This is a genomic window from Leifsonia sp. NPDC077715 (assembly GCF_040686855.1).
Lineage (GTDB): Bacteria > Actinomycetota > Actinomycetes > Actinomycetales > Microbacteriaceae > Leifsonia.
Window position 1 is genome coordinate 661,354 of sequence record NZ_JBFBOG010000002.1, and the last position, 26,304, is coordinate 687,657.

Below are 26,304 nucleotides of genomic sequence, written 5' to 3' on the forward strand. Positions count from 1 at the left end.
GTTCTTGCTATAACCCGCTATAACTAGCTACACTCCGACCATGGATCCGGTGCGCAACCCTTATCAGCCGGGCGCCGGGCGCAAGCCAGCCGCGTTGGTCGGGCGTGACGACACCTTGCGCGAGTGGCAGGTCGGGCTGCAAAGGGCCGAGGCCGGGCGGTCCATTCAACCCACGGTGCTCTACGGTCTTCGGGGTGTCGGCAAGACCGTCCTCCTCTCAGAACTCCGCCGCAATGCGGCGCGCCGGCAGTGGATCGTCGCGCAGGCCGAGGCGGGCAGTGATCGCAATATCCGCGAATTGCTGGGGGAAGCCCTGTATGCGCCCCTTGCGGATCTGGCTCGCCCGAATGCGGGACGCCGACTTCTGAAGGCGCTGAAGACGGCGATCAGCTTCAAAGCGTCATATGACGCTTCAGGGATCTGGACATTCGGGCTGGATCTCGGCGATTCCGGAGGCGGAGGGGCGGACACCGGCGTGCTCGAGACCGATCTCCGAAAGCTGGTGGCCGATCTCGCGGGCGCCGCCGAGGAAGAGGGAGTAGGCGTCGCGATTCTGATCGACGAGGCGCAGGACCTGACAGCGGACGAACTCACCACAGTCTGCGTGGTCGCTCACGCGGCAGCGCAGGACGACTGGCCGGTCGCCTTCGCGTTCGCGGGGTTGCCAAGCCTTCCTCGAATTCTTGCTGAAGCGCGCTCGTACACCGAGCGATTTCGCTACGTGAACGTGCATGAGTTGAGCCCGACGGCTGCCGCGGCGGCCCTCACCATCCCCGCCGCAGACGAGGATGCCGAGTGGGAGGACGAAGCCGTGGGCGTAGTCATCGAGGCGTCTCGCCGATACCCGTATTTCATCCAGCAGTTCGGTCAGGACGCGTGGAACGCCGCGGCGGGACCGGTCATCAGCGTGCATGACGCGGAACTCGGTGTTGCTCGCGGAAATCAGCAGCTCGACGCGGGGTTCTTCCGTGCTCGCTGGGATCGCGCAACCCGCGGGGAGCAGGACTACCTTCGAGCGATGGCCGAGGACGGCGACGAAGGAAGTCAATCCGGTGACGTCGCGAGCCGCATGGCTCGCTCGGTGACGAGCCTAGGACCCACGCGAGCCAAGCTGATCAGCAAGGGTCTCATCTACGCGCCCGAGTATGGGGTCGTCGCCTTCACCGTACCGGGTATGGCAGCGTTCATCCGACGTCAACCTGCCGCTTGAGGGTCGCTTGGTTCAGACGGTGGCGTAGGCGGCGGCGAGTTCCCGCCCGAGGAACCGCGCGATCGCACCGGGCCCCGACGCCGGTGCCACAGACTCCACCGCGGCGTTGTAGTTCGTGTTCGTATTCACGTCGTAGGTCACGGCCCGCCCGTCGACGGTCTCGATGAACTCGATGCCGGCCACCTCGATGCCGTGCCGCCGCGTGAAGTCGAGGTACCGGTCCACCAGTGGGTGGTCGAACCCCTCACGCAGGCGGAACAGCTGCTGGTCGGGTTCGGGCGCGATCGTCGCTCCCGGCGGCATGAGGAGCGCCCCGCTGACCGGGTCGATCGCGCAGGCATCGGCCGGGCAGAGCTGGTAGCCGCCGCGCGCGGTGTCCGCGGACACGGCGTAGACGAACGCACCGTCCACGATCTCGACGCGGGTGATCGTCGGCTCAGCCGCCACCAGCAGCTCCTGGAGCAGGGCTATGCCGTCCTCCGGTTCGTCCAGCTCGCCGGCGGCGACCGCGTCCGCGAGCTCGGCGGACGAGTCGAAGCGGCGCACGCTGATGCCCTTGCCGCCCTGGTTGTGCTTGACGACGAACGGCGCCGGGAAGGACCGCGCCGGGAAGGACCGCGCGGCCTCCGGGAGGTTGTGCGTGCCGATCACGGCGACGGTGCGCGGGGTGTCGATGCCCGCAGCGCGCAGAGCGGTCAACTGGGCGACCTTGCTCATCTCCAGCTCGAGCACGCCGCGCCCGTTGACGGTGCGCCGGCCGTGCGACTCCAGCCACGACAGCACGCTGCGGGTGTAGTCCTTCGACCGGACATGGCCGCGCGTGTGCGAGGAGGCACTGATCCGTGACCAGAACACCCCTTCCGGCGGCAGCTCGTCGAGGTCGAGCACGCCGTCCACGAGCAGCCATTCGACCAGCGGGACGTCCTCGGCCTCGAAGGCGTCGCGGAACGGGCTGAACCAGTCGGGGTTCTCGTGGAGGGCGTAGACGGCCGGGGCGTCGGAGCGTGCGAGGGTCACGAGAAGTACCTTTCCACATCGATGGGACCGCCCGCCGCGGCGAAGTCGGCGGCCGTGGCGTCGCGGAGGGCGGCGTCGGTCAGGAAGTCGAGCGCGGTCAGCGCCAGACCGTGCGCCGCATCCACCGCCGCCCGGTCGCCCGCCTCCGACGACGCGTACTCGGCGAACTCGGCGGTGTGCAGGGCGACGTCCGGCGGCGCGACGGCGATGACCGGGTGGATGCCCGGGATGCGCACGCTGACGTTGCCGAAGTCCGTGGACGCGGCCAGCTCGGTCGGCACGACCTCCCTCGTGAGCACGCGCCGCCCGACGTCCTCCTGGTGCACCGCCCACCGCTCGCTGAGCGGCCGGTTGAACCGGGTGGGGAGGGTGAAGGGCTGCGGGTCCCACTCCAGCCGCACACCCGTCCCGGTCGCGAGGGCGACGCCGTGCGAGATCTCCTCCAGTCGGGTGCTCAGCTCCCGGAGCGTCGCGGCCTCGTGCGAGCGGAGATAGTACTCGAGGGTCGACGTCGCCGGCACGATGCTCGGCCGGTCGCCGCCGTGCAGCACGATCCCGTGCACGCGGTCTCCGGGCGGGATGTGCTGCCGCAGCTGAGCGACCGCCTGGTAGTGCAGGTTCACGGCGTCTAGAGCGTTCCGGCCCATGAACGGCGTCGCGGAGGCATGGGCGGCGACCCCGGTGTAGTGGACGCGGAGGATGCGCCGGCCGATGAAGGGATGGTCGGCGGCGTCGTAGCCGAACGGGTGGGCCATAATCGCCGCATCCAGGCCGTCGAAGGCGCCCTCGCGGGCCAGCAGCTCCTTGCCGCTGTTGCCCTCCTCCGCCGGCGTTCCGAGCAGCACGACCCGGCCGTCGAGGTGGTCGGCGACGGTTGCGACCGCGAGGAAGGCGCCGACGGCGCTCGCCGCGATGATGTTGTGCCCGCAGCCGTGGCCGATGCCGGGGAGCGCGTCGTATTCGGCGAGCAGGGCGATCGACGGGCCGTCGCCCCGGCCGGCCTGAGCGAGGACGGCCGTCGGCTGGCCGAAGACGCCCACCGTCGCGTCCCATCCCTCCGCCCGTATGGCCGACGCGATGGCGCGCGCCGAGCGATGCTCCTCGAAAGCCTCCTCGGGGGTCGCGAAGATCTGCCGGGACAGCGCGGTGACGGCGCCGGCCCGCTGCTGGACGGCAGCCGCCACCTCGGCCGAGAGCTCGGGCGGAGCCCCTTCGTGCGGCGACGTCAGCGGCTCGGCACGTGCGGCCCGCTCGGCGGTCCGCTCGCGCAGCGCGTCGAGGTAGCTGCTGCTCGGCTCGGTCGGCCGGGACAGGTCGCGCAGGTCAGGCACTCCACTCCCGGGCGATCGCCTCGAAGCTCGCGGCCCGGTCCTCCGGGTCGTGCGTGATGGTCGTGAGCACCAGTTCGTCGGCGCCGGTCGCCCGCTGCAGCGTCTCCAGGCGCGCGACGACCTCGGCGGGCGTGCCGACGAACTGGGTTCGCACCCGGTCGTCGACCAGCCGCCGCTCCTCGTCGGTCCACTCCAGCGCGGCCGCCTCGGCAGGGGTGGGATACGGGATGGCTCCCAGGCCGCTGCGGATGCTGCGGACCCACGCCGGGTAGCCGGCGGCGAGTTCTCGGGCGCGCTCCGTGGTCGGCGCCGCCACGACGTCCGCGGAGACGATGACGTGCGGACGGTCGAGCCGGTCGGACGGCCTGAAGCTGCGCCGGTACTCCTCGACAGACACGAGCACTCCGGAGGGGGCGCTGTGGTAGTTGGCGGCGAACGGCAGGCCCAGGCGACCGGCCAGGCGGGCGGTCAGCGTGCCGCTGCCGAACAGCCGCACTTCCGGGCCGATGGTGCCGGGCGCGGTGCCGAGGTCGACACGTCCCGCGCCGTGTCCGACCCCGTCGCCGAGCAGGGCGAGAATCGTCTCCACCTGATCGGCGAAGGCCGACCCGCCATCGCCGCGGACGAGCAGCGTCGCCAGCGTACGGAACTTCGGTGCGTCGAACACCCGCTCGAACCGGAAGGGCTCGGGGATGAGCAGTCCTTCGGGCGTGACGGTCTCCGGCGCGTCCACCGGGCCGCTGGGGCCGCCGCTCGCGAGTCCCGAGCGGCCGACGCCGAGGTCGATCCGGCCGGGGAACGCCGTCGCGAGCAGGGCGAACTCCTCGGCGACGGTCGCCTCGGTGTGCTGCGGGCTGAGCTGCACGGCGCCGGATCCGAGACGGATGCGGCGCGTCAGCGAACCGGCGAGGGCGATGAGCACGGCGGGAGAGGAGCCGATGACGCCGGGGTTGAAATGGTGCTCGGCGAACCAGTAGCGGTGGTAGCCGGCCTCCTCGACCCGCCGCACGATGTCGAGCGTCGCCGCCACCGCATCCGACGGCGTCGACCCGCTCGGTACCGGGACGAGGTCGAGCACGCCGAGGGGCACGCGCGTCACGACGCGACCTCCTCACGATCCACGCCGTGCACCCACGGCCGGTCGCCGAGTCCCAGGTTCTCGCGCAGCGTCGGGTGCTCGTAGGAGGTGCGGAGCACGCCGCGCTCCTGCAACAGCGGCACCACGCGGTCCACGAACTCGTCGATGCCGTGGGGCACGACCGATCCCGATAGGACATACCCGTCGGCGGCCCCGGTCTGCGCGGCCTCGTCCAGGCGCTCCGCGATCTGCGCGGGTGTGCCGACAAACTCGTGCCGCGTGGTCTTGGCGACGACCAGCTCCCGGATGCTCCACTCCCGCTCGGCCGCCTCGGCGTGCCAGGCGCGCGCGGCGGCCTGAGGATCGTCCACCCTCCGGGCCTGGCCAAGCGTGAGCTGGTCGCCGGTGGCCTCCAGAGGTGCCGGCACCGGTCCCTCGGGATCGAAACCCGAGAGGTCGGTTCCCCATACCTGCTCCAGCAGGTGGATGGCCGTCTGCGGCGTGACCTGCGCGAACTGGGTCTCGCGGGCGCGCTCCTGCGCCTCCGCCTCCGTGTCCCCGAGCACGACGCTGACGGCCGGGATGACCAGGATGCTCTCCGGGTCGCGGCCGGCGGCCGCCGCTCGGGCGCGGATGTCGGTGCGGAAGGCGCGTCCCGCCTCCGGCTCGCCGTGACGGCTGAACACCACGTCTGCGGTCCCGACCGCGAAGTCGCGTCCGTCGCCCGAGTCGCCGGCCTGCACGAGCACGGGATGCCGCTGGGGACCGGGGGCGACCGGGAACCAGCCCTCGGTGTCGAAGAAGTCGCCGTCGAAGCGGTAGTGGCCGGGCCGGTCGCCGTCCCAGCTGTCCCAGAGCAGGCGGGAGAGTTCGACGAACTCGGCCGCCCGGCGGTAGCGGTCGGGGTAGGCGAGGTACCCGCCGCGGCGGAAGTTCGCTCCGGTGAAGGCGTCGGACGACGTGACGATGTTCCACCCCGCGCGGCCGCCGGAGAGGTGGTCGAGGGAGGCGATCCGGCGCGCCAGGTCATACGGCTCGTTGAAGGTGGCGCTCGCAGTGCCGACCAGGCCGATGTGGTCGGTGACGGCGGCGACCGCGGCGAGCACGGAGAAGTTGTCGGGCCGACCCGCCACATCCAGCTCGTGGAGGCGTCCCTTGTGCTCGCGCACGCGCAGGCCCTCGGCGAGGAAGAAGTAGTCGAAGAAGCCGCGCTCCGCCGTGCGGGCGACGTGCTCGAATGTGGAGAAGTCGATCTGGCTGCCGGCGCCGGGAGCGCCCCAGACCGTCCAGTGATTGACGCCGGGGACGCCTGCGGCGAGGCGGAGACGGCGCTTGGTGGGTCGTGTCATGGTCGTCCTCCGGCGTCAGGCGGCGTAGCGGTTGGCGGGGCGGTCGAGACCGAGACGCTCGCGGAGCGGTCCGGTCGCGGGTGCGGCGGGGAGCAGCCCACGGCGGCGCAGCTCCGGGACGAGCTGTTCGCCGATCGCGGGCAGATCGATGTGGACGGACGCGGGCCGCAGTCGGACGCCTTCGATCCCGGCGTCGCGCAGGGCCTCGATCCGGTCGGTCAGCTCGCCCGCGGTCGCGGCCACGATGTCGGCGTCGCTGCGATACGGTTCGCCGTCGAGCGCGTCCCACGCGTCCAGCCGGTCGCGCGCCGCGGCGGCGGAGCCGTCGAGCGCGACCACGAGGTCGGCCACTATACGCAGCGGCACGGGCTCTGACCGTTCCTCCGGCTCGATGCCGCGGACGGTGGCGACGATGCGTGCGGCATCGTCCTCGCCGAACGGGGTGACGAACACGACGTCCGCTGCGCGGGCGGCGAGGCGGTAGGGGATCTCCTGGTGTGCGAGGGCGGTCACGAGCGGCTGCCCTTGTGGCGGTCGCGGGGTGATGGAGGGGCCCGAGATGCTGAAGGCGCTGCCCTCGAACCGGATGTGGTGCAGCTTCTCGCGGTCGAGGAACCGGCCGGTCGCGACGTCCCGGATGACCGCGTCGTCCTCCCAGCTGTCCCAGAGCCCCCGGACGACCGTGACGAACTCGGCGGCCTCGTCGAACAGGCGCCGCAACTCCTCCTGGCCCTCTGGCGTCGCGAGGCGGGCGACGTCGAAGACGATGTTCCGTCGCCCGAAGTTGGCGCTCTCGCCCGGCCGGGTCGCCTGCACCTTCCAGCCCGCGCGTCCCTCGCTCGTGTAGTCGAGGGTCGCCAGCTGGGTGGAGGCGTGGAACGGCTCGGTCTCGAGCACGCTCGTGGTCGGCACCAGGCCGATGCGTGAAGTGCGGCGGGCGACGAAGTTCGCGATCTGGAGGGCGTCGAGGCGCCCGTGCAGCCGGCCCGCACGCTCCGGTGCGGCCACGCTCAGCGCATCCTCGAACGTGACGAAGTCGGCGCCGGCCGCCTCGGCCCGCCGCACCTGGTCGACCCAGTACGCCGGCTGGAACACGGTGGACTTTTCGATCCCGGCGTCGCGCCATGCGGCGGGGTGCCATCCTGCGCCGTCGAGCGCGACAGCGAGGATGAGATGGTCGCTCATGTGTGTGCCTCCCTCCGAGCACGTCTCCTCGGTGCTCGGTCGTGCGAGGCAGACTCGCAGGGGCGTCCGCGGAAGTGAAGCGCCGTCGTCACGAAGCGTCAAATCCGCAATGCGGCGTCATCGAAGGTTGCGCTCGCGGGCGGAAGGAGGTGGATTCGTCGCATGACCGAGAAGATCCAACCCGCCCTCATCTCTGCCACCGACGCCGCGGACCGCGTCGCGGCCGGGGCCCGCCTCATCGACGTCCGCAGCGAGAAGGGACGCTCCGCCGCTGGAGCCCTGCCCGGCGCGGAGATCGTGGAGCGCGAGCGGCTGGACGAGACCTTCGCCGGAGCTTCCAAGGAACAGCCGGTGGTCGTGGTGTGCGGGTCGGTCAACGGCTCCGGGCCCGTCGCGGAGTGGCTGGTCGAGCACGGGTTCGAGGACGTCGCGCACGTCGAGGGCGGCTTCCCGGCCTGGAAGGAGAGCGGTCTGCCGGTCGGCGAGCCGACGGCCGACCCTGTCGCGTCCTAGCCGCCGCGTCGGTCAGAACCCGGCCGGCTCCCGCGGCGTGTAGGCGGCCTCCAGACGCTGGACCTCATCGTCTGTCAGCGTGAGGTCGAGAGCGGCGACGGCGTCGTCGACGTGGTGCGGTTTCGTCGCACCGACGATGGGCGCCGTGACCGCATCGCGGCTCGCGACCCACGCGAGCGCCACCTGAGCCATCGGGACGTGGCGTTCGCCCGCGATCGCGGCCACCGCGTCCACGATGGCGCGGTTCGACTCCTCCTGAGCGCGGTACAGCGTCTTGCCGAACTCGTCCGTGTCGGCGCGGCTGCCCGAGCCCGGCGCATCCCACGGCCGCGTCAGCCGGCCGCGCGCCAGCGGGCTCCACGGCAGCACGCCGACGCCGGTCGCCCGGCAGAACGGGTGCATCTCCCGCTCCTCCTCGCGGTCGAGGAGGTTGTACTGGTCCTGCATCGACACGAACCGGGTCCAGTGGTTCACCTCGGCGACGCGCTGCAGCTCTGCGAACTGCCACGCCCACATGCTCGAGGCGCCGATGTAGCGCGCCTTGCCCGCCTTGACGACGTCGTGCAGCGCCTCCATCGTCTCCTCCAGCGGGACCATCGGGTCGAACCGGTGGATCTGGTACAGGTCGACGTAGTCGGTTCCGAGCCGGGTGAGCGAGGCGTCGATCTCGTGCAGGATCGCCGCCCGCGACAGTCCCGCGCCGTTGCGTCCGTCGCGCATCCGCTGGAACACCTTGGTGAAGATCTGCACGTCCTCGCGCGGGCCGAGCTCGGCCAGCAGGGTACCGGTGATCTCCTCGCTCGAGCCGAGCGAGTACACGTTGGCCGTGTCGAAGGTCGTGACGCCCGCCTCGAACGCGCGCCGCACGAACGGCCGTGCCTCGTCGATCCCGACGCTCCACGGGTGACTGCCTCGCCCCGGGTCGCCGTACGACATCATCCCGAGGACGAGGCCGCTGATCTCCATGCCGCTGCTGCCGAGCCGAACCGTGCGCACGGGGTCCTCCGATCGTCGGGGTGGGTGTTAACCGACTCTATGCCTCCCGCAGGATGCGCTCGGTGACGCGTGCGCAGAACCGCAGGGCGTCGACGGGCACCTGCTCGTCGACCGCGTGGAAGTGCCCGAACGCGTCGGCATCGTCGTCCAGGCGCCGCGGGGTGAAGCCGTACCCGGCGATGCCCGCGCCCGCGAGGTGCTTGTTGTCGGTGCTCGCCGGCATGAGGTACGGCACCACGACGCCCTCCGGGTCCTCCGCGGCGATCGCCGCGCCCAGCACGTCGAGCAGCGGACCGGCGGACGGGGACTCGATCGGATGCACCCAGCGGTCCCAGGTGACCTCGAGGCCTGGATCGAGCAGCGCCTCCACCTCGTGCCGCAGCGACTCCTCCTGACCGGGGAGCACGCGGACGTCGAACTCCGCGCGCGCCTCGCCGGGGATCACGTTCGCCTTGTAGCCGCCCGCGACGATGGTGGGCGTCACCGTGTTGCGGAGCGCGGCCGCGAGCAGCGGGGCGACCGGGCCGAGCCGCGGGTCGGCCGGGTCGAGGGCGTCGAGGTCGACCGGCTCGCCCAGCAGCGCGCCCACCTCGGCGGCGAACGCCTCGACCGCGGGCGTGCGGACGATCGCGAAGCGGTGGTCGGCGATCGTCGCGACGGCGCGGGCGATGCGGGCCACCGCGTTGTCGCCGGTCGGCCGGGACCCGTGACCGGCGGTGCCGCGAGCGGTCAGGACGAGCCGCCCGATGCCCTTCTCGGCGGTGGCGACCGGGTAGGCGCGGCGTTCGCCGAGGCGCACCGAGAATCCGCCGACCTCGCTGATGGCCTCCGTCACCCCGGCGAACCAGTGCGGCCGGTGCTCCAGCAGCCAGCGCACCCCGTAGACGCCTCCCGCCTCCTCGTCCGAGAAGAACGCGAAGACGATGTCGCGCCACGGCACGATCCTCGCGCGAGCGAAGTGCCGGGCCAGCGCGACCAGCACGGCAGCGTACCCCTTCATGTCGACCGCGCCGCGGCCGTACAGCACGCCGTCGTGGACCTCCGCCACAAAGGGTGGATAGGTCCAGTCCTCGGCCACGGCGGGAACCACGTCGAGGTGGGCGTGCACGAGCAGGGCGCCGCGCTCGCGGTCGCGGCCGGGGAGCCGAGCGACCAGGTTGCCGCGCCCGGGCACGGACTCGGCGTACTCGGTCTCGTAGCCGGCCTCCTCGAGCAGCCGTCGTACGTACTGCGCCGCGCGGGCCTCCCCGTCGCCGATCGTGGTCGGGTCACCGGTGTTCACGCTCGGGATGCGGATGAGCTCCCGGGCGAAGAGCAGCGTCTCGTCCTCCAGGATCGTCGACGTCAGCGGGGCGGCGGCCTGTGCATCCATGACAGCCATCGTGGACGGAGCCGGCCGCGAGGGGAAGCTCCCGTGTCGCCCGGAGGCTTCAGTAGGCTGGGGGCCGGCACGAAGGGCGGAGCGTGAGGATACTCGTCACAGGCGGCTCCGGCCGCATCGGCCGGCACGCCGTGGACCGCCTCGTGCGCGCCGGGCATGACGTGCTGGCCGTCGAACAGACCCCGTCAGGCGCCTCGGCGCCGGACCTCCTGACCGCCGCGACGGAGGTCGTCGGCGACGCGGCGGATCCCGCGCTGATCGGCCCGCTCATGGCGGGAGTGGATGCGGTCGTTCACCTGGCCGCGATCCCCTCACCCGTCGGCAGCACGGCGCGCGAGCTGCTTCTCGCGAACTCGCTCACCACCCTGACCGTCCTGGAGGCGGCGGGCGAGCACGGCGTGAAGGGCGTCGTACTGGCGTCGAGCATCTCGATCCTGGGTATGGCGTGGTCCGCCGAGTGGATGCAGCCCCTCTCGCTCCCCGTCGACGAGACTCATCCGCTGCGGGCCACCGAGGGGTATGCGCTGAGCAAGGAGAACGACGAAGCGGCCGCGCGCATGGCCTCGCGCCGCTGGGGCCTGCCGACCGTCTGTCTGCGCTTCCCCTTCACCGAGACCGCGGAGAAGATCGGGGAGCGCCGCGCGGACACGGCGAGCGAAGAGCGTCTCGCGAAGGAGCTCTGGGCCTACCTCGACGTGCAGGACGCCGCCCGCGCGATCGAGCTGGCCATCGACGCGATGGTCGGTGGCGCGCTGCGCGGTTCGACGGTCATCAACGTCGTCGCGGATGACGTCCTCCTCGACCGCCCGCTCGCCGAGCTGCTGGCGGAGTGGCATCCCGACGTCCCGTTCTCGGCGGAGGAGTACCGCTTGCGGGGAGCGTACGACCCTGCCCGGGCGCAGGAGTTGCTCGGATTCGAGGCCGCGCACCTCGTCTGCCACAATACGAAGCGTCATTGTTAATACAATCCAGGTAGACCGCGATCTCGCGGACCGTTGGGAGGCGCTCATGGTCAAGGCGGAGCATCCGCTGCCGGCCGACCTCTTCATGGACCTCGAACGCTCCGGTCCGGTGCCGATGTACTACCAGGTGGCCAGCCGGCTGGAGAAGGCGATCCTGGATGAGACCCTCCCGGCCGGGGCGCGCCTGGAGAACGAGGTGGCGCTCGGCCATCGGCTCGGGTTGTCGCGTCCGACCATCCGGCGGGCCATCCAGGAGCTCGTGGACAAAGGCCTGCTCGTCCGCCGTCGCGGGGTCGGCACCCAGGTCGTCCACGGCCGGGTGACCCGCAACGTCGAGCTGAGCAGCCTCTACGAAGACCTGGAGAGCTCCGGGCAGAAGCCGGAGACGCGCATCCTCGAGTGCACCGTCGTGCCGGCGGACGAGCGCGCGGCGGACATTCTCGACATCGAGCGCGGCAGCCCGACGCTCCACCTGAGGCGACTGCGACTGGCGGACGGCGTGCCGATCGCGATCCTCGACAACACGCTGCCCCCCGAGTTCGCCGACCTGGTAGAGGGGGAACTGGCCACCCGCGGTCTCTACCAGCTTCTCCGCGCGCGGGGGGTGACCATGCGCGTGGCCAATCAGAGGATCGGCGCGCGCGAGGCGACGAACAGCGAGTCGAGCCTGCTGGACATCCGGAAGGGAAGCGCCGTGCTCACCATGTCGCGCACCGTCTTCGACAACTCCGGCCGCGCCGTCGAGTTCGGCCAGCACTGCTACCGGCCCGACCTCTACTCGTTCGAGGTCACGCTGGTCAACCGCTGAGGGTCGAGCGCTGAGGGTCGAGCGCTGCCGCGTCAGCCGAGCAGCGGCCGCTGAAGCGTGCGCTGGCTTTCGTACCGCTCGCGCGCGGCCTGCGTGCTGGCGAGCGTGGACGCCTCGGCGACGGGCACATCCCACCAGCCCTCCCCGTCCGGGGCGTAGGCGAGGGGGTCGCTGTCGATGTGGATGAGCGTCGTCCGGTCGGAGGCCTTGGCCGCGGCCAGCGCGGTGCGGAGGCGGTCGATCGCGTCGGCTCCGGGCTCGACCGTGATGACGTCGACGCCGTAGCTGCGCGCGTTGGCGGCGAGATCGACGGGGAGCATGTCGCCTCGGTCGAAGCCGCCGCCCGCATCCCGGTGCCGGTAGCGGGTGCCGTAGCGCTCAGAGCCGATCGTCTCGCTGAGATGCCCGATGGAGGCGTACCCCTGGTTCTGGATGAGGACCACGACGATCTTGAGACCTTCGGCCACGGCCGTGACCAGTTCGGTGTGGAGCATGAGGTACGAGCCGTCCCCCACCATCACGACCACGTCCCGATCCGGGGCCGCGCGCTTGACGCCGAGCCCGCCCGCGATCTCGTACCCCATGCAGGAGAACGCGTACTCGACGTGATACCCGAGGGGGTCGCGGACGCGCCACAGCTTGTGGAGGTCGCCGGGCAGGGAACCGGCGGCCTGCACGACGACGTCCCGCGGGTCGGTCGCGGCCTGCACCGCGCCGATGATCTCGGACTGCCCGGGCAGTGCTGCCCCGGATCCGGCGAACGCCGCGTCGACCGTCCGGTTCCACTCCGAGGTGAGGCGGCGGAGTTCAGCGGCGAACTCCTCGTCGACCCGGTGACCGGCGAGCTCCTGGCGGAGCGCCAGCAGCGCCTCGCGCGCGTCCGCGACGACAGGGAGCTGCGAGCCGTGCTTGTAGGCGTCGAAGGAGGCGACGTTGATGTTGACGAAGACGACGTCCGGATTCTGGAACGCAGTGCGGCTGGCCGTGGTGAAGTCGCTGTACCGGGTGCCGATCCCGATCACCACATCCGCGGTGGCGGCGGCCCGGTTGGCGGGCACGGTCCCGGTCGCCCCGACGCCGCCGAGGTACTGCGGGTGGTCCCAGACCAGCGATCCGCCGCCGGCCTGCGTCGTCCCGACCGGGATGCCGGTCGCCTCCACCAGCTCACGGAGGGCGTCCTCGGCTCCGGAGTACAGGACCCCGCCGCCGGCGACGATGAACGGCCGGGCCGCTCCGCGGATGGCGGCGACGGCGCGGGCCAGCGCGCCGCGCTCGGGCACGGGCCGGCGCAGGTGCCACTCGCGGTCCTGCAGGAAGGCGAGCGGGACGTCGAGCGCCTCCGCCTGGACGTCCTCGGGCAGGGCGATGGTCACGGCGCCCGTCTCGGCGGGGTCGGTGAGGACGCGCATCGCCGCCAGCGCGATCGAGTACAGCTGTTCCGGGCGCTGCACGCGGTCGAAGAAGCGCGACAGCGGACGGAAGGCGTCGTTGACGGTGATGCCGGTGTCATGCGGCAGTTCCAGCTGCTGAAGCACCGGATCGGCGACCCGGGTCGCGAACGTGTCGCTCGGGAGGAGCAGTGCGGGCAGCCGGTTGGCGGTCGCCAGTGCGGCACCGGTCAGCATGTTCGCGGCGCCGGGACCGACGGAGGCGGCGCTCGCCATCGTGCCGAGTCGGCGGCGCATCCGCGCGTAGCCCACCGACTGGTGCACCATGGCCTGCTCGTTGCGGGCCTGGTAGTAGGGCATCAGCCCCGGCTCGTCGCGGTCCAGCTGCTTGAGCGCCTGCCCAACTCCGGCGACGTTGCCGTGCCCGAAGATGCCGAACGTCCCCGCGATCGTGCGCTCGCGGTGGTCTCCGTCGACCGTCCACTGGTGAGCAAGGAACTCGATGAGCGCCTGGCTCACGGTCATCCGTCGGGTGGTCATCGATGGTCTCCCGTTCGATCGGTCGGTGGCAGGTAAGGGAGGCGCGGGTCGATCTCCTGGCCCTCCCAGGTGGCCCGGACCCAGCTGTGCGCAGGGTCGTCGCTGATGTTCCAGACGCGCTCGGGATCGGGGCCCGCCATGACGTTGAGGTAGTAGAGGTCGTAGCCCGGGGCGGCTGCGCACGGGCCGTGCCAGCCGTACGGGACGAGGCCGATGTCGCCGGTCCGGACCTCGGCGAGCGTGTCGATGCCTCTGGCCTCCGAGGAATAAGTGCGCAGGTAGCCGAACGGGTCCGCATCCCGCGGCGCATCGGGGGGTGCGACGGAGCGGGAGACGGCGCTCTCGAAGTAATAGATCTCCTCCAGCCGGGACTCGCCCTCCCGCCGAACATCGTGCTTGTGCGGGGGATACGACGACCAGTTCTCGGCCGGCGTGATCACCTCGCACACGATGAACCGGTCGGCGGAGAGCGCTTCCGGAGTGCCGAAGTTGTGTACCTGACGGCTGGAGCGGCCGGCGCCCCGCAGCTCCACCGGCACCTCCTCGCGGGCGATCCGGCGGGTGGGATGGGCGACCATAGCAGGCGCCTCGGCCACGGCGACGCGGCCCCGACCGCGGATCGTCGCCGCGGTCCCGATCGACAGGTAGAGCACGTCGGTCGGACCTTCGAACACGGACGGACGTCCGGCGAGGGCGGTCGTGCCTCCGTCGTGGTCCACGGTGAACGAGCCGGAGAGCGGCACGACCAGGCGCTCCACGGGCTCCGCGTCGAGCCGGAGCCCGCTCTCGTCGGTCAGCACGGCGATTCGCAGACCGGTGTGCCGCCAGCCGGGGACGCGGTCGTCGACCACCGACTCCCAGCCGTCCCTCGTCAGCCGGCCGCGTGGGAAGAACCACTCGTTCCTGCGGGTCATCGTGCGAGCCGTGCCCGATCGGAACTGTGCACGAGGGAGGCCGCCCGATCGACCGCCGCGGCCACGTCGTGGTCCGCCGGGTAGATGAGACTCCGGCCGGCGACCAGCCCGCGCACGCCGGGGAGGCGCAGCGCTCCCTCCCACAGGTCGAACACCTCGTCCTCGGCCGCTCGCGCCTCGCCGCCGAGCAGCAGCGTGGGGAGGGTCGTCGCCGCCATGACGCGTTCCATGTCCGCGACGACGGGCAGCTTCAGCCATGTGTAGACGGAGCTCGACCCGAGCCCGGAGGCGATGGCGATCGACCGGATGACGGCGTCGGTGCTGAGGTCGTTGACGACGCGACCGTTCACCCAGTCGCTGATGAAGGGCTCCAGCATGATCGGCAGCTGCGCCTCGACCGCCGCGTCGACCGCGCGGGCGTTGGCCTCGATCGTCGTCGCAGATCCGGCGTCGGCGAAGTTGATGCGCAGGAGCGTCTTGGCGAAATCGAGTCCGTCGCGCAGGATGCCGGCGACGTCGTACGCGGTGAAGCGGTCGTCCATCTCGAACGAGGCGTGCCGAAGGCCGCCGCGATTCATCGAGCCGACCACGATCTTGTCGTCGAGAAGGCCGAGCAGGGCGAGGTCGTCGACGATGTCCGGGGTGCCGAGCACTCCATCCACGCCGGGCCGGCTGAGGGCGGTCGCGAGGCGGTCGAGCAGGTCGTACCGGTCGGCCATCGCCAGCTCGTCGCCCCGGATGCCGAGCGCGCCCCGGGCGGGATGGTCCGCCGCCACGATGAAGAGGCGGCCGTCGTCGCGGATGATCGGTCGGCGCCGGCGTGCGGCGAGGATGGTGCGGAGCGCGGCCGGATCCTCCGCGCGGACGCAGCGCAGCCGCTCGAAGTCGGCTTCGCTGAGGCGCCCTCCGACCAGGGGTGCGGCGCCCTCAGTGCGCAGCATGTGCGCCCCCGACCAGGAGCGCATCCACCTCGGCGGTGGTCGGCATGGCGGTGGAGCACTCGCGGCGCGAGGCGACGATGGCGCCCGCGACGTTGGCGAAGCTCAGGATGCGCTCGAGCCCCCAGCCCTCGAGGAGCCCGTGGCACAGCGCCCCGCCGAAGCCGTCCCCGGCGCCGAGTCCGTTGACCACCTCGACCGGGAACGGCGGGACCTCCACGGTCTCTCTCGCGGTCTTCGCGAGCACGCCTTTGGGGCCCTGCTTCACGATCGCGAGCTCCACGCCGCGCTCGAGCAGCGCATCCGCCGCCCGCATCGGGTCGGTCTCTCCGACCGCGACCTCGCACTCCTCGCGGTTGCCGACGGCGACGGTGACGTGGGGGAGCGCGCGCTCGATCTGCTCGGTCGCGTCCGCGGCGGAGTCCCAGAAGACCGCTCGGTAGTCGAGATCGAGGACGGTGAACTCGCGACGGCTCCTGGCCTGCCAGGCACGATGGTGCGCGCCGCGGCTCGGTTCCTCGCTGAGCCCCGTGACCGTCGCCCAGAACACGCGGGCGGCGGCGACCGCTTCGAGGTCGAGCGAGTCGGCGTCGATGGTGAGGTCCGGCGCCTTGGGCTTGCGGTAGAAGTAGATCGGGAAGTCGTCCGGCGGGAAGATCTCGCAGAACGTCACCGGCGTCGGCAGCCCGGGCGCGATGCTTACGAAGTCGTCCGAGACTCCCAGCCGCCGCAGCTCCCGGTGGACGTAGCGGCCGAACGGGTCGTCTCCGGTCGCCGAGACCAGGCCGACGCGTCGGCCGTGCCGGGCAGCTGCCACGGCCACGTTGGCGGCGCTGCCCCCGAGGTACTTGCCGAAGGTGCTGACGTCTTCGAGCCCCACACCGTCTTGCAGAGGGTAGAGGTCGACGCCGACCCGCCCCATCGTCAGCACGTCGTAGGCGCTGACCGTCGATTCCTGGTCCACGCGCTTCACCCTACTATGTCCTGACAAGAGAACATAGTCATCACTCCATCAACAGGACGCTGGCGTGGGGCGCGAGGAAGTGGTCCATCACCAGCTCGGCGGCCCCCTGGGCCGCGATCTGCTCGCTCAACACCGAACCGACGACCTCGAGCGACTCGCGCGGGACGATGAGCTCGGCGCGGACCGCATCCTCGAGCACCGGGAGGAACGAGGCGCTGAGCCGGCTCCAGGCGGGGCCGCCCAGCACGACCCGGGGCACGTCCAGGAAGTTGACGAGCACCCCGATGCCGACCGCGACCCGTCGGGCGGCCCGCTCCAGGAGCCGGGAAGCGGCCTCGTCGCCCTCCTGGGCGAGCCGGGCGAGCGTCGTGCACGCGTCGTCGAGGGCGAGATAGTCGTGCAGATCGGGCAGGGGGAGAAGCCCGGCCTGTGCCGCCTGGATCACGAGCGCTTCCGGGACGCAGGCCGCCGCCAGCCCGCCGCGCCGTCCGCCCCAGCCCAGATCCTCCGCGTCGGGGTCGACCAGGATGTCGCCGATCTCGCCGATGTTGTTGGTGTCCCCGCGAAGCACCTGACCGCCGATCGCCACGGAGGCTCCGACGCCCGACCCCAGGTAGAGGAACAGGAAGTCGGGGCTGGCGGAGCTCCGGAGCTCGGCCGTGGCCGCCGCCGTGACGTCCTTGTCGAGCAGTACCGGCATCCCGGTGGCGTCATGCAGGTCGGCGCGCAGGTGCACATCCCGCCACGTGGGGAGCTGCGGTGGACGCAGGACGACCCCGGTGCGCACGTCGAGCGGGCCCGGGACGGCGATCCCCAGGCCCAGCACCTTCTCGCGGTCGATCCCGAACTCGCGGATCAGCCGCCCGGCGCTCACGGCGATCAGCGACGTCAGCTCGTTGGGGCCGGCGCTCTGCGGCATCCGAAGCTGCTGGCGGTGGCGCACCTGACCGGCGACGTCCACCAGCACGAGCGTCAACCGGGCGGGGTCGACGTGGACGCCGACGGCGAAGGCGCTGTCGCCGTTGACCGTCAATGGGATGCTGGGCCGCCCGCGGATGACCTCCGTCGGCTCGCTCTCGCGGACCATTCCCGCGTCGATGAGCCGGCGCGCGATGTTGGAGACGGTCTGCGAGGCGAGACCGGAGCTGCGCTGCAGGTCGGCCCGGCTCGTCCCCGGCTCGCGCCGGATCAGGTCGAGGATGACCGCCTGGTTGTAGTCGGCCAGGCGGGGGAGGTTGGTGCCTCGAAGCATCCCGCTCCTTCCCTCGCGGCCGGGTGGCCGGATCGGCATCCGTTGCCGTCTGGAGAAGATTATTCCATCGAGTAGAGTCGCTGACGACACACGTCGTCCCGGACGGGGCTTCGTCACCTGTATGAATCCGCATACCCGGATTCTTCGCTTGACGCTCCGTCGAACATTGTCCTAACATTCGGACTAAGGTTTGTCCCATCGAATCGGCAAAGTAGCCAAAGGGGCAAGCAGGAGAGGCATCGCAATGAAGCGCACTCGCGTGATCGCCGCCCTCGCCGTCGCCATGGTCGCGGTGGGCGGGCTCAGCGCCTGCTCCCCCGGCGGCAGCGACAACAGCAGCGGTGGGCCCGTGACGATCTCGGTCATGGAGTTTCAGCAGACCCGCATCGACTCGATGAAGAAGCTGCTCCCCGGCTTCGAAGCGGCGATGAAGAAGCAGGGCAAGGACATCAAGGTCAAGCTGGTGGCCGATGTGCTCACCGACGACCAGTTCAAGACGAAGATCACTCAGCAGCTCATCGCCGGCCAGGCGCCCGACCTGATCGACCTGGGCGACAGTCTCGTGCCGGGATTCGCCGGCGCGGGCTACCTCGCCCCGATCGACGACTACCTGAACAAGTGGGATGGCTGGAAGCACTACTACCCGCAGTTCAAGAAGGCCATGGTCCGCCAGGACGGCCACATCTACGCTCTCGTGCACGACACCGGAGTGCAGAACCTCTTCTACCGCAAGGACATCCTGACCTCGCTGGGCATCGACACCAGCCAGCCCAAGACCTGGGACGACCTGATCGCCCGCCTGGTGCAGGTCAAGGAGAAGACCGGTGACACCCCCATCGTCCTGCCGGCAGGGACGGCGTGGGGTGGCGGAGCCTGGAACGAGGGCTTCCAGCCCATCCTCGGCGGCACCGACAAGGACTACTACAGCCTCAAGACGGGCAAGTGGGACCTGAAGAGCAGCGGATTCCAGCCGGTGTTCGACCTCTACAGCGAGCTCGCCACGAAGGGTCTCCTCCCCGTGCAGGACCTGGAGAACCCCAACCCGTGGGAGCCCACGAAGTACGTCAAGTTCCCGGCCGGAAAGATCCAGGTCGCGGCGCAGGGCACCTGGGGCTGGAAGTACGACTGGGGACCCGAGGGCGCGACGCCCATCCCGGACCTGACGACGAAGGTCGACACGTGGCAGTACCCGGCGCTCCGCAGCGGCGACAAGCCGTTCGGATGGAGCGGCCTCGGCTTCGGCTACGCGACCCCGGCGAAGTCGCAGCACAAGGACGAGGCGATGCTGCTCGCGCAGTACCTCTCCAGCGGCACGCCCCTCGCGGACCAGCTGGTCGCCTCCGGAGCAGCAGCGCCCCGCGACGACCTCGCCGACGTGAAGCCGTACGCCGACGAGCCCAAGCTGCTGCAGGCCGGCAAGGACCTCGCGTCGAGCGTCTACGTGCCGACCGGCGACGGCTCCGACCAGATCGCCCAGGCGATCGCGACCTCGACCGAGCTGATCCTCAACGGCAAGGCCGACGGCAAGCAGGCCTATGAGGCGTTCGTCAAGGACGCCACCGACCTGCTCGGCCCCAACCTGGTGAAGTAGTGACCTCGATCACCGACGTACCCGTCACGGCGACGGCGGCCACCCGGCCGCCGTCGCCGCGGCGGCGCGGAAGACGGCGCTCCTGGCCGCTGCTCCTGATCCTCCTGGGACCGGGCGCCGCGCTGATCCTGCTGTTCATCGTGGTTCCGGCGGTCTACGGCATCTATCTCAGCTTCACGAACACCCAGCTCACCGGCTTCGCCGCCCGCGACCCCAAGTTCGTCGGCCTGGACAACTACTCCTACCTGCTCACGAGCGCCGACTTCCTCGCCTCGCTCGGCCACACCGCGCAGTTCGTGCTCTTCTCGGCGATCATCGGCCAGACGGTGCTCGGGATGGTCGCGGCGATCCTTCTCAGCCGGCCCTGGGTGCGCGGCAAGGGCATCTTCGGCGCCGCCATCCTGATGCCCATGGTCGTCCCCGAGGTGGTCGCCTCGCTCGCCTGGGCGAGCGTCCTGTCGAACGGCCCGGCGGGTACGCTCAATCAGCTCACCGGCCTCTTCGGCGCCGCACCGACCGACTGGCTCCAGGTGGTGCCGATGGTGTCGATCATCACGGTCAACATCTGGCGTGGGATCGCCTTCGCGATGATCATGTTCCAGGCCGCTCTCGAGGACGTCCCGGCGGAGCTGATCGAGGCGGCGAGGATCGACGGGGCCAAGGCGCTGCAGGTCTTCCGCTACGTCACGCTCCCGCTCATCCGCGGACCGGTGTTCCTCTATCTGCTGCTGACCACGATCAGCACGGTCGGCGTCTTCGGCCTGGTCTACTTCCTGACCCAGGGCGGCCCGGCCGGTCAGACCCGCTTGGCGGCGATCTACATCTACGAGCGCGCGCTGCAGTTCTCGCAGGTCGGCATCGGCAGCGCCGCGTCGATGATCCTTCTGGCGATCGTCCTGGTCCTCGGAGTCGCCTACGTGCGGCTCGCGAAAGTCGAGGTGTGAGATGACCGCCCTCACCGGTCGCAATGAGACGACCAGTCGCAACGTGACGCCGGACGCCGCCGCGGGACCGCCCGGAACCCCGCATCACTTCCGCCGCCGCCCGCTGACCGCGGTCGACCGGGTGCAACGCGTGCTCGGCTACACCCTGCTCGTGGTGCTCGCCCTGTTTTGCCTCGTGCCGTTCGCCTGGGTGATCTTGAGCTCCGTCGACGGGCATGCCGGTCCCAACGTCCAGCTCCCTGCGTGGTCGTTCGAGAACTTCGTGCGCTTCTTCACCAACTCGGGCACTCCGCAGCTGCTCGTCAACAGCCTCATCATCGGCATCGGCGCGACGGTCCTCAACCTCGTCCTGGGCGTCGCGGGCGGCTATGCACTCGCCCGCTACAACTTCCCGGGTCGCCGCATCTTCATGTACGGGATCCTGCTGATCCGTGTCATCCCGGCTCCGGCGACCATCGTCCCGCTCTACCTGATCATGGTGAACCTCCAGCTCACCAATACGCTGTTCGGTCTGATCCTCGTGGAGGCGGTGCTCCAGCTGCCGATCACGCTGTGGCTGCTCAAGGGCACCATCGCGGCCGTGCCGATCGAGCTGGAGGAGGCGGCCTGGGTGGACGGCAACACCCGGTTCCAGGCGATCTGGCGGGTCGTCCTCCCGCTCGTCGGCCCCGGCCTCGGCGCCGCCGCGATGCTGACCTTCATGAACGTCTGGGGCGACTTCCTCACGCCGCTCGTGATGCTGCAGAGCCAGGAGCTGTACCCCCTGTCCATCGGGCTGTTCCGGGCGTTCAGCGAGCACAACCAGGTGGACTGGGGACTGCTGGCCGCCAGTGCGATCGTCTACGTCGCCCCACCCGCCATCCTGTACGTCTTCGTGCGCAAGCACTTGCTCCGCTCCAGCCTCGGCGGCGCGGTGAAAGGGTGACCTCCTCCATGATCGACAGTTCCACCGAGCACCGGACCCCCGCCGAGGGGCGGCTGCGCGTCGTCGTCGTGGGCGCCGGGGCGATGGGCGGCGAATGGATCCGCATGCTCGCCCGGTCCCCGCACGCCGAGGCCGTCGGGGTGGTCGACCTCGACGTCCCGCTGGCGGCGTCGACCGCCGCCTCCGCCGGCCTGGCCGACGTGGAAGTGGGGTCGTCGGTGGCCGAGGTCGCCGAGCGGGCGGGCGCTGCGGCCGTGATCAACGTGACGGTGCCTCAGGCGCACCGCGTCGTGAACGAGCAGGCGCTGCGCGCCGGGCTTCCCGTGCTGTGCGAGAAGCCGCTGGCCCCGACGATCGCTGAGGCCCTGCGCCAGGTCGCCCTGGCGGACGTCACCGGCGAACTGCTCATGGTGAGCCAGTCGCGGCGGTACTTCGACCACCTGGCCGCGTTCCGTGACGCCGTCGGCGCCCTCGGCCCGCTCGCGACGGTGAACGCGCAGTTCTTCCACGCCGACCACGAGCCGGGCTTCCGCGAGCAGATGGCGCATCCGCTGCTGGTGGACATGTCGATCCATCACTTCGACCAGCTGCGGTATCTGACGGGTGACGAGCCGGTGGCGGTCCGCTGCAGCTCGTGGAACCCGCCGTGGAGCTGGTTCGCGGGAGACGCCGCGGCGTCCGCGGAGTTCGAGCTCGCCTCGGGCGCCCGCTTCGTCTACGCGGGCAGTCGCTGCACGCCGGGGCTGCAGACCTCGTGGAACGCGGACTGGCGGGTCTACGCCGAACGCGGCGCCGCCTTCTGGGACGGCGACGATGTCGTGCGCGTCGACGCCGACGGCGTCGGGATCGACGTGCCGCACGGACGTGAGGGCATCGAGGGATCCCTGGAGGAGTTCGTGACGGCCCTCCGAGCCGGAACGACGCCGCAGAACGAGGTGCGGGCCAACGTGCTCAGCCTCGCGATGGTCGAGGCGGCCATCCGGAGCAGCGAGCGCGGCGGCGAGCGGGTCGTCCTCGCGGAGCTGCTGGAGGAGTCGCTCGCCCAGGCCATCGCCGACGAGCGGAGCGACGACGTCGCCGCCCTGCTCACCTCATGGGACAGCGCTGCCGACGGTATCGCCACACCGGCCTGGGGCTCCGCTCCGGCCCCGATCGCGTCAGGAGGCGCCCGATGACCACCACTGGACCGATCCGAGTCGTCGTCTGGGGTGAGAACCGCCACGAGCAGGTGAACCCGGTCGTCCGAGGGATCTACCCCGACGGGATGCACACCACCATCGCCGACGGCATCACCGCGCTCCTCGGCGAGGACGTGACCGTGTCCACCCGGGTGCTCGACGACCCCGAGCACGGCATGACCGAGGAGACCCTCGCCGAGACGGACGTGCTGCTCTGGTGGGGCCACACCGCGCACGACGAGGTGGACGACGAGGTCGTCGACCGCATCCATCGCCACGTCCTCGAGGGGATGGGGATCATCGTCCTGCACTCGGGGCACCACTCCAAGATCTTCCGCCGGCTCATGGGCACGACCTGCAGCCTCCGCTGGCGCAACGACGCCGACCGCGAGCTGGTGTGGACCATCTCGCCCCGGCATCCCATCGCGGAGGGCGTCCCCCAGCCGATCGTGATCCCCGGGCAGGAGATGTACGGCGAGTTCTTCGACATCCCGGAGCCCGACGAGCTGGTCTTCATCAGCAGCTTCTCCGGCGGCGAGGTGTTCCGCAGCGGCGTGACCTACCGCCGCGGCTACGGACGCGTCTTCTACTTCAGCCCCGGCGACGAGGTGTTCCCGGTCTACCACCAGCCGGAGGTGCAGCGCGTGATCGCCAACGGCGTCCGCTGGGCGCGCCCCGAGCGGGCGCGCGAGCCGTACGTCGTCACGCCCATGTACCTCACGGGGGAGTTCGACCGTCCGGTGCTCCCGTCGCCCGACGGCCTCGTCGACTACTACACCCGCGAGCCCATCGCATCGCGGGAGAGCTGAGCGTGGCGGACGAGTCCAACCCGAACGGTCGCGCGCGCCTCGACGCGGAGACGCTGGCCATGCAGAGGGTGCGCCGGTTCACGAGGTTCCGCATCCAGCCCGCGCTGTACCGCGAGACGCGGCCGGTCCAGGTATTCAGCTGGCAGGTGGATGGGGAGCCGGTCCCGTTCGCGGACGCGTTGAGCAACCCGTTCGAGCCGACCGAGGTCGGGACGCCGTGGGGTCGCCCCTGGGACACCGTCTGGTTCGACGTGCGGGGCGAGGTCCCGGCCGACTGGTCGGCGGAGGAGGCGGAGCTGGTGGTCGACCTCGGCTTCTCGGGCGAGCAGCCGGGGTTCCAGGCCGAGGCGACCGCATACCGTCCCGACGGGTCGATCGTGAAGGCGATCGAGCCGTTCAACGCGTGGGTGCCGCTGCCCGAGGCCGGTCCGTTCCGGCTGCTGCTGGAGGCGGCCGCGAACCCGATGATCCAGGTCCCGTACGAGTACGAGCCGACGCCGCTCGGCGACAAGGCCACGGCGGGGGACCAGCCTCTCTACCGGCTGGTTCGGCTCGAGGCCGCGCGTCGCGATCTCACCGTGTGGGAGCTGCTGCAGGACGTCGTGACGCTCGACGGCCTCGTCGACGTGCTGCCCCGAGACGGCGCACGCCGGGCCCAGATCGTGCACGCCCTCGAGCGGATGGTCGACGTCATGGACCCGGACGACGTGTCCGGGACGGCCGCCGCCGGACGGGACGCGCTCGCCGGAGCGCTCGCCGCTCCGGCCGCATCCAGCGCCCTGCGCGTCTCAGCGGTCGGTCACGCGCACATCGACTGCGCTTGGCTCTGGCCGACGCGCGAGACGGTCCGCAAGGTCGCGCGCACCTTCGCCAACGTGCTCGACCTCATCGAGCGCGCCCCCGACTTCGTCTTCGCCGCGTCCTCCGCCCAGCAATACGCGTGGCTGCAGCAGAGCCAGCCGGCGCTGTTCGAGCGGGTGCGCGCGGCGGTCGCGGCCGGACGGATCCGGCCGGTCGGCGGCATGTGGGTCGAATCCGACACCAACATGCCCGGCGGGGAGGCGCTGGCGCGCCAGTTCGTCATGGGCAAGCAGTTCTTCCAGGAGCAGTTCGGTCTGGAGACCGACGAGGTATGGCTCCCGGACTCGTTCGGCTACAGCGCCGCCTTCCCGCAGATCGCCCGCGCGGCCGGCGCCCGGTACTTCGTGACGCAGAAGCCGTCGTGGAACGAGACCAACCGCATCCCGTACTCGACCTTCCAGTGGGAGGGGATCGACGGCTCCCGGCTCTTCACGCACATGCCCCCGGCCGACACCTACAACTCCGACCTCGGCGCTCTCGACCTCGCCCGCACCGAGCGGAACTTCAGCGAGAAGGGCCCGGCCCGCGAGGTCCTCGGCCTGTTCGGCTGGGGTGACGGCGGTGGCGGTCCCACCCGCGAGATGCTCGCGCAGGCGGCACGCAAGCGCGACCTGGAAGGGTCGCCGCGGGTCGAGCTGTCGGATCCGCACTCGTTCTTCCTGACGGCGGAGGCCGAGTCGCCCACGCCGCCGGTGTGGGTCGGCGAGCTGTACCTCGAACTCCACCGCGGGACGCTGGTCTCGCAGCAGAAGACCAAGCGCGGCAACCGCCACAGCGAGGCGCTGCTGCGGCAGGCCGAGCTCTGGGCCGCGACAGCGACCATCCTCCGAGGTGCGCCCTATCCCGCCGACGCGTTGCGGGACGCCTGGAGGACGGTGCTGCTCCTGCAGTTCCACGACATCCTGCCCGGCAGCTCGATCGCCTGGGTGCACCAGGATGCGGAGGCCGCCTACGCGGAGGTCGCCGCACGACTCGGTGAACTCATCGACACCGCGCTCGCCGCGCTCGCCGGAGTGGGCGACGTGCCGCTCGCCGCGAACGCCGGCCCACTCCCGCTCCACGGCGTGCCGGCGATGGGCATCGCCGCCGCCACGTCCCCCGCCGCGGCCGAGCCGAGGGCCGACGGCGACGTCTACGTCCTCGAGGACTCCGCCCTCCGGGTGATGATCGACGGACGGGGGGCGATCGTCTCGCTGCGCGACCTCGTGGCCGACCGTGAGGTGCTTCCGGAGGGGATGGCCGGCGGCGTGCTGCACCTGCTGCGGGACACCCCGCGCGAGTGGGACGCCTGGGACATCAACGAAGAGGACCAGCGTTCGGGACGGGAACTGCTCGACCCGGTCCTGGTGCGGATCGACGGAGACGCCGTCGCCGTGCGGCACGCCTTCGGCGGCTCGACGCTCGATGTGCGCATCCGGCTCGTCGAGGGACGCGTCGACTTCGCGTTCGACATCGAGTGGCGCGAGTCGCAGAAGCTGCTGAAGCTCGCCTTCCCGCTCGACGTGCGGGCCGAGCGCGCGGCGTCGGAGATCCAGTTCGGGCACCTCCATCGCGCCATCCACCGCAACACGTCGTGGGATGCCGCCCGCTTCGAGACGGTCGCGCACCGCTGGATCCAGGTGGGCGAGCCGGGCTGGGGCGTCGCGATCGCGAACGACGTCGTCTACGGGCACGACATCCGCACGCTGGAAGCCCCGTCGGGACGGCCCATGGCGATGGCCCGGCTCTCGCTGCTCCGGGCGCCGCGCTATCCCGACCCCGGCGCCGACCACGGGCGGCATGCCTTCACGGTGAGCCTCCGGCCGGGCGGCATCCCCGAGGCGATCGCGGACGGCTACCGGCAGAGCCTGCCGCCGCGTCCGCTGCGGGGGACACCCGTCGAGCCGCTTCTCACGGTCTCCGACCCGGCCGTCGTGGTCGAAGCCGTGAAGCTGGCGGAGGACGGCACCGGCGACCTGGTGGTGCGGCTCTACGAGGCGCACGGCGACCGCTCGGCCGCGACGCTGTCGACGTCGATCGACTGGGATGCCGTGGAGCCCACCGACCTGCTCGAACGCTCCGTGGACTCGGACGCCGTGCGCGCGACATCGCCGCGTCGGGTCGACCTCGCGCTGCACCCCTTCGAGATCGTGACCCTGAGATTCCGCGCGCCCCGCGCCGCGGTGTGAGG

Annotated in this window: 22 protein-coding genes; 10 read left to right on the forward strand and 12 right to left on the reverse strand. The window is 71.1% G+C overall.

The window, feature by feature from the left end:
* The first annotated feature begins 40 nt into the window (after positions 1-40).
* Positions 41-1,210: an ATP-binding protein gene (locus tag AB0P25_RS10240; protein WP_363807087.1), complete on the forward strand. Its 1,170-nt coding sequence runs from the start codon at positions 41-43 to the stop codon at positions 1,208-1,210.
* A 12-nt stretch (positions 1,211-1,222) separates the two neighbouring features.
* Here AB0P25_RS10240 and AB0P25_RS10245 read toward each other — a convergent pair whose 3' ends face one another.
* The 5 genes from AB0P25_RS10245 to AB0P25_RS10265 are packed head-to-tail and all read right to left on the reverse strand — an operon-like array spanning position 1,223 to position 7,170.
* Positions 1,223-2,227: an alpha-L-glutamate ligase gene (locus tag AB0P25_RS10245; RefSeq protein ID WP_363807088.1), complete on the reverse strand. Its 1,005-nt coding sequence runs from the start codon at positions 2,225-2,227 to the stop codon at positions 1,223-1,225.
* On the reverse strand, positions 2,224-3,558 hold the full coding sequence (locus AB0P25_RS10250) for an amidohydrolase (RefSeq protein ID WP_363807089.1): 1,335 nt from the start codon (positions 3,556-3,558) through the stop codon (positions 2,224-2,226). Before AB0P25_RS10250 ends, AB0P25_RS10245 begins: the two co-directional genes overlap by 4 nt.
* Entirely contained in the window at positions 3,551-4,657 is a 1,107-nt protein-coding gene (locus tag AB0P25_RS10255; protein WP_363807090.1) for an LLM class flavin-dependent oxidoreductase, read from the reverse strand. The genes AB0P25_RS10250 and AB0P25_RS10255 overlap by 8 nt, the downstream gene beginning before the upstream one ends.
* Positions 4,654-5,985 carry an NtaA/DmoA family FMN-dependent monooxygenase gene (locus AB0P25_RS10260; protein ID WP_363807091.1) on the reverse strand — a complete coding sequence of 444 codons (1,332 nt, stop codon included), beginning with the start codon at positions 5,983-5,985 and terminating at the stop codon, positions 4,654-4,656. The genes AB0P25_RS10255 and AB0P25_RS10260 overlap by 4 nt, the downstream gene beginning before the upstream one ends.
* 15 nt (positions 5,986-6,000) lie before the next feature.
* Positions 6,001-7,170: an LLM class flavin-dependent oxidoreductase gene (locus AB0P25_RS10265; RefSeq protein ID WP_363807092.1), complete on the reverse strand. Its 1,170-nt coding sequence runs from the start codon at positions 7,168-7,170 to the stop codon at positions 6,001-6,003.
* A gap of 162 nt (positions 7,171-7,332) precedes the next feature.
* Here AB0P25_RS10265 and AB0P25_RS10270 point away from each other — a divergent pair, with 162 nt between their 5' ends.
* A complete protein-coding gene (locus AB0P25_RS10270) occupies positions 7,333-7,683 on the forward strand; it encodes a rhodanese-like domain-containing protein (protein WP_363807093.1) in 351 nt (116 codons plus the stop codon).
* A 12-nt stretch (positions 7,684-7,695) separates the two neighbouring features.
* Here the strand turns inward: AB0P25_RS10270 and AB0P25_RS10275 are convergent, their stop codons facing one another.
* Positions 7,696-8,679: an aldo/keto reductase gene (locus AB0P25_RS10275; protein WP_363807094.1), complete on the reverse strand. Its 984-nt coding sequence runs from the start codon at positions 8,677-8,679 to the stop codon at positions 7,696-7,698.
* Positions 8,680-8,716: 37 nt separating this feature from the next.
* Positions 8,717-10,051 carry a M20/M25/M40 family metallo-hydrolase gene (locus AB0P25_RS10280; RefSeq protein WP_363807095.1) on the reverse strand — a complete coding sequence of 445 codons (1,335 nt, stop codon included), beginning with the start codon at positions 10,049-10,051 and terminating at the stop codon, positions 8,717-8,719.
* A 92-nt stretch (positions 10,052-10,143) separates the two neighbouring features.
* Here AB0P25_RS10280 and AB0P25_RS10285 point away from each other — a divergent pair, with 92 nt between their 5' ends.
* Both AB0P25_RS10285 and AB0P25_RS10290 read left to right on the forward strand, forming a co-directional pair.
* Positions 10,144-11,022, forward strand: a complete 879-nt coding sequence (locus AB0P25_RS10285; protein WP_363807097.1) for an NAD(P)-dependent oxidoreductase — start codon at positions 10,144-10,146, stop codon at positions 11,020-11,022.
* Positions 11,023-11,068: 46 nt separating this feature from the next.
* Complete coding sequence (locus AB0P25_RS10290) at positions 11,069-11,830, forward strand: GntR family transcriptional regulator (RefSeq protein ID WP_363807098.1); 762 nt, start codon at positions 11,069-11,071, stop codon at positions 11,828-11,830.
* Between the two features lie 32 nt (positions 11,831-11,862).
* Here the strand turns inward: AB0P25_RS10290 and iolD are convergent, their stop codons facing one another.
* Genes iolD through AB0P25_RS10315 form a run of 5 tightly spaced genes read right to left on the reverse strand, consistent with a single transcriptional unit; the run spans position 11,863 to position 17,826 of the window.
* A complete protein-coding gene (iolD, locus tag AB0P25_RS10295; RefSeq protein WP_363807099.1) occupies positions 11,863-13,758 on the reverse strand; it encodes a 3D-(3,5/4)-trihydroxycyclohexane-1,2-dione acylhydrolase (decyclizing) in 1,896 nt (631 codons plus the stop codon).
* Positions 13,755-14,672, reverse strand: coding sequence for a 5-deoxy-glucuronate isomerase (gene iolB, locus AB0P25_RS10300; protein WP_363807100.1), 918 nt, complete (start codon positions 14,670-14,672; stop codon positions 13,755-13,757). Before iolB ends, iolD begins: the two co-directional genes overlap by 4 nt.
* Positions 14,669-15,613: a deoxyribose-phosphate aldolase gene (locus tag AB0P25_RS10305; RefSeq protein ID WP_363807101.1), complete on the reverse strand. Its 945-nt coding sequence runs from the start codon at positions 15,611-15,613 to the stop codon at positions 14,669-14,671. Before AB0P25_RS10305 ends, iolB begins: the two co-directional genes overlap by 4 nt.
* The gene (iolC, locus tag AB0P25_RS10310) at positions 15,600-16,574 is read right to left on the reverse strand and encodes a 5-dehydro-2-deoxygluconokinase (RefSeq protein ID WP_363807102.1); all 975 of its coding nucleotides are present in this window, start codon (positions 16,572-16,574) and stop codon (positions 15,600-15,602) included. The genes AB0P25_RS10305 and iolC overlap by 14 nt, the downstream gene beginning before the upstream one ends.
* A gap of 40 nt (positions 16,575-16,614) precedes the next feature.
* Positions 16,615-17,826 carry an ROK family transcriptional regulator gene (locus tag AB0P25_RS10315; protein ID WP_363807103.1) on the reverse strand — a complete coding sequence of 404 codons (1,212 nt, stop codon included), beginning with the start codon at positions 17,824-17,826 and terminating at the stop codon, positions 16,615-16,617.
* A 244-nt stretch (positions 17,827-18,070) separates the two neighbouring features.
* Here AB0P25_RS10315 and AB0P25_RS10320 point away from each other — a divergent pair, with 244 nt between their 5' ends.
* Genes AB0P25_RS10320 through AB0P25_RS10345 form a run of 6 tightly spaced genes read left to right on the forward strand, consistent with a single transcriptional unit; the run spans position 18,071 to position 26,302 of the window.
* Complete coding sequence (locus AB0P25_RS10320; protein ID WP_363807104.1) at positions 18,071-19,417, forward strand: extracellular solute-binding protein; 1,347 nt, start codon at positions 18,071-18,073, stop codon at positions 19,415-19,417.
* Positions 19,417-20,361 carry a sugar ABC transporter permease gene (locus tag AB0P25_RS10325; protein WP_363807106.1) on the forward strand — a complete coding sequence of 315 codons (945 nt, stop codon included), beginning with the start codon at positions 19,417-19,419 and terminating at the stop codon, positions 20,359-20,361. Before AB0P25_RS10320 ends, AB0P25_RS10325 begins: the two co-directional genes overlap by 1 nt.
* Position 20,362: 1 nt before the next feature.
* Positions 20,363-21,286, forward strand: a complete 924-nt coding sequence (locus AB0P25_RS10330; RefSeq protein WP_363807108.1) for a carbohydrate ABC transporter permease — start codon at positions 20,363-20,365, stop codon at positions 21,284-21,286.
* Between the two features lie 8 nt (positions 21,287-21,294).
* Positions 21,295-22,461, forward strand: a complete 1,167-nt coding sequence (locus AB0P25_RS10335) for a Gfo/Idh/MocA family oxidoreductase (RefSeq protein ID WP_363807109.1) — start codon at positions 21,295-21,297, stop codon at positions 22,459-22,461.
* Entirely contained in the window at positions 22,458-23,273 is an 816-nt protein-coding gene (locus tag AB0P25_RS10340) for a ThuA domain-containing protein (RefSeq protein WP_363807110.1), read from the forward strand. Before AB0P25_RS10335 ends, AB0P25_RS10340 begins: the two co-directional genes overlap by 4 nt.
* 59 nt (positions 23,274-23,332) lie before the next feature.
* Positions 23,333-26,302, forward strand: a complete 2,970-nt coding sequence (locus tag AB0P25_RS10345; RefSeq protein ID WP_363808051.1) for a glycoside hydrolase family 38 C-terminal domain-containing protein — start codon at positions 23,333-23,335, stop codon at positions 26,300-26,302.
* Positions 26,303-26,304 lie beyond the last annotated feature (2 nt).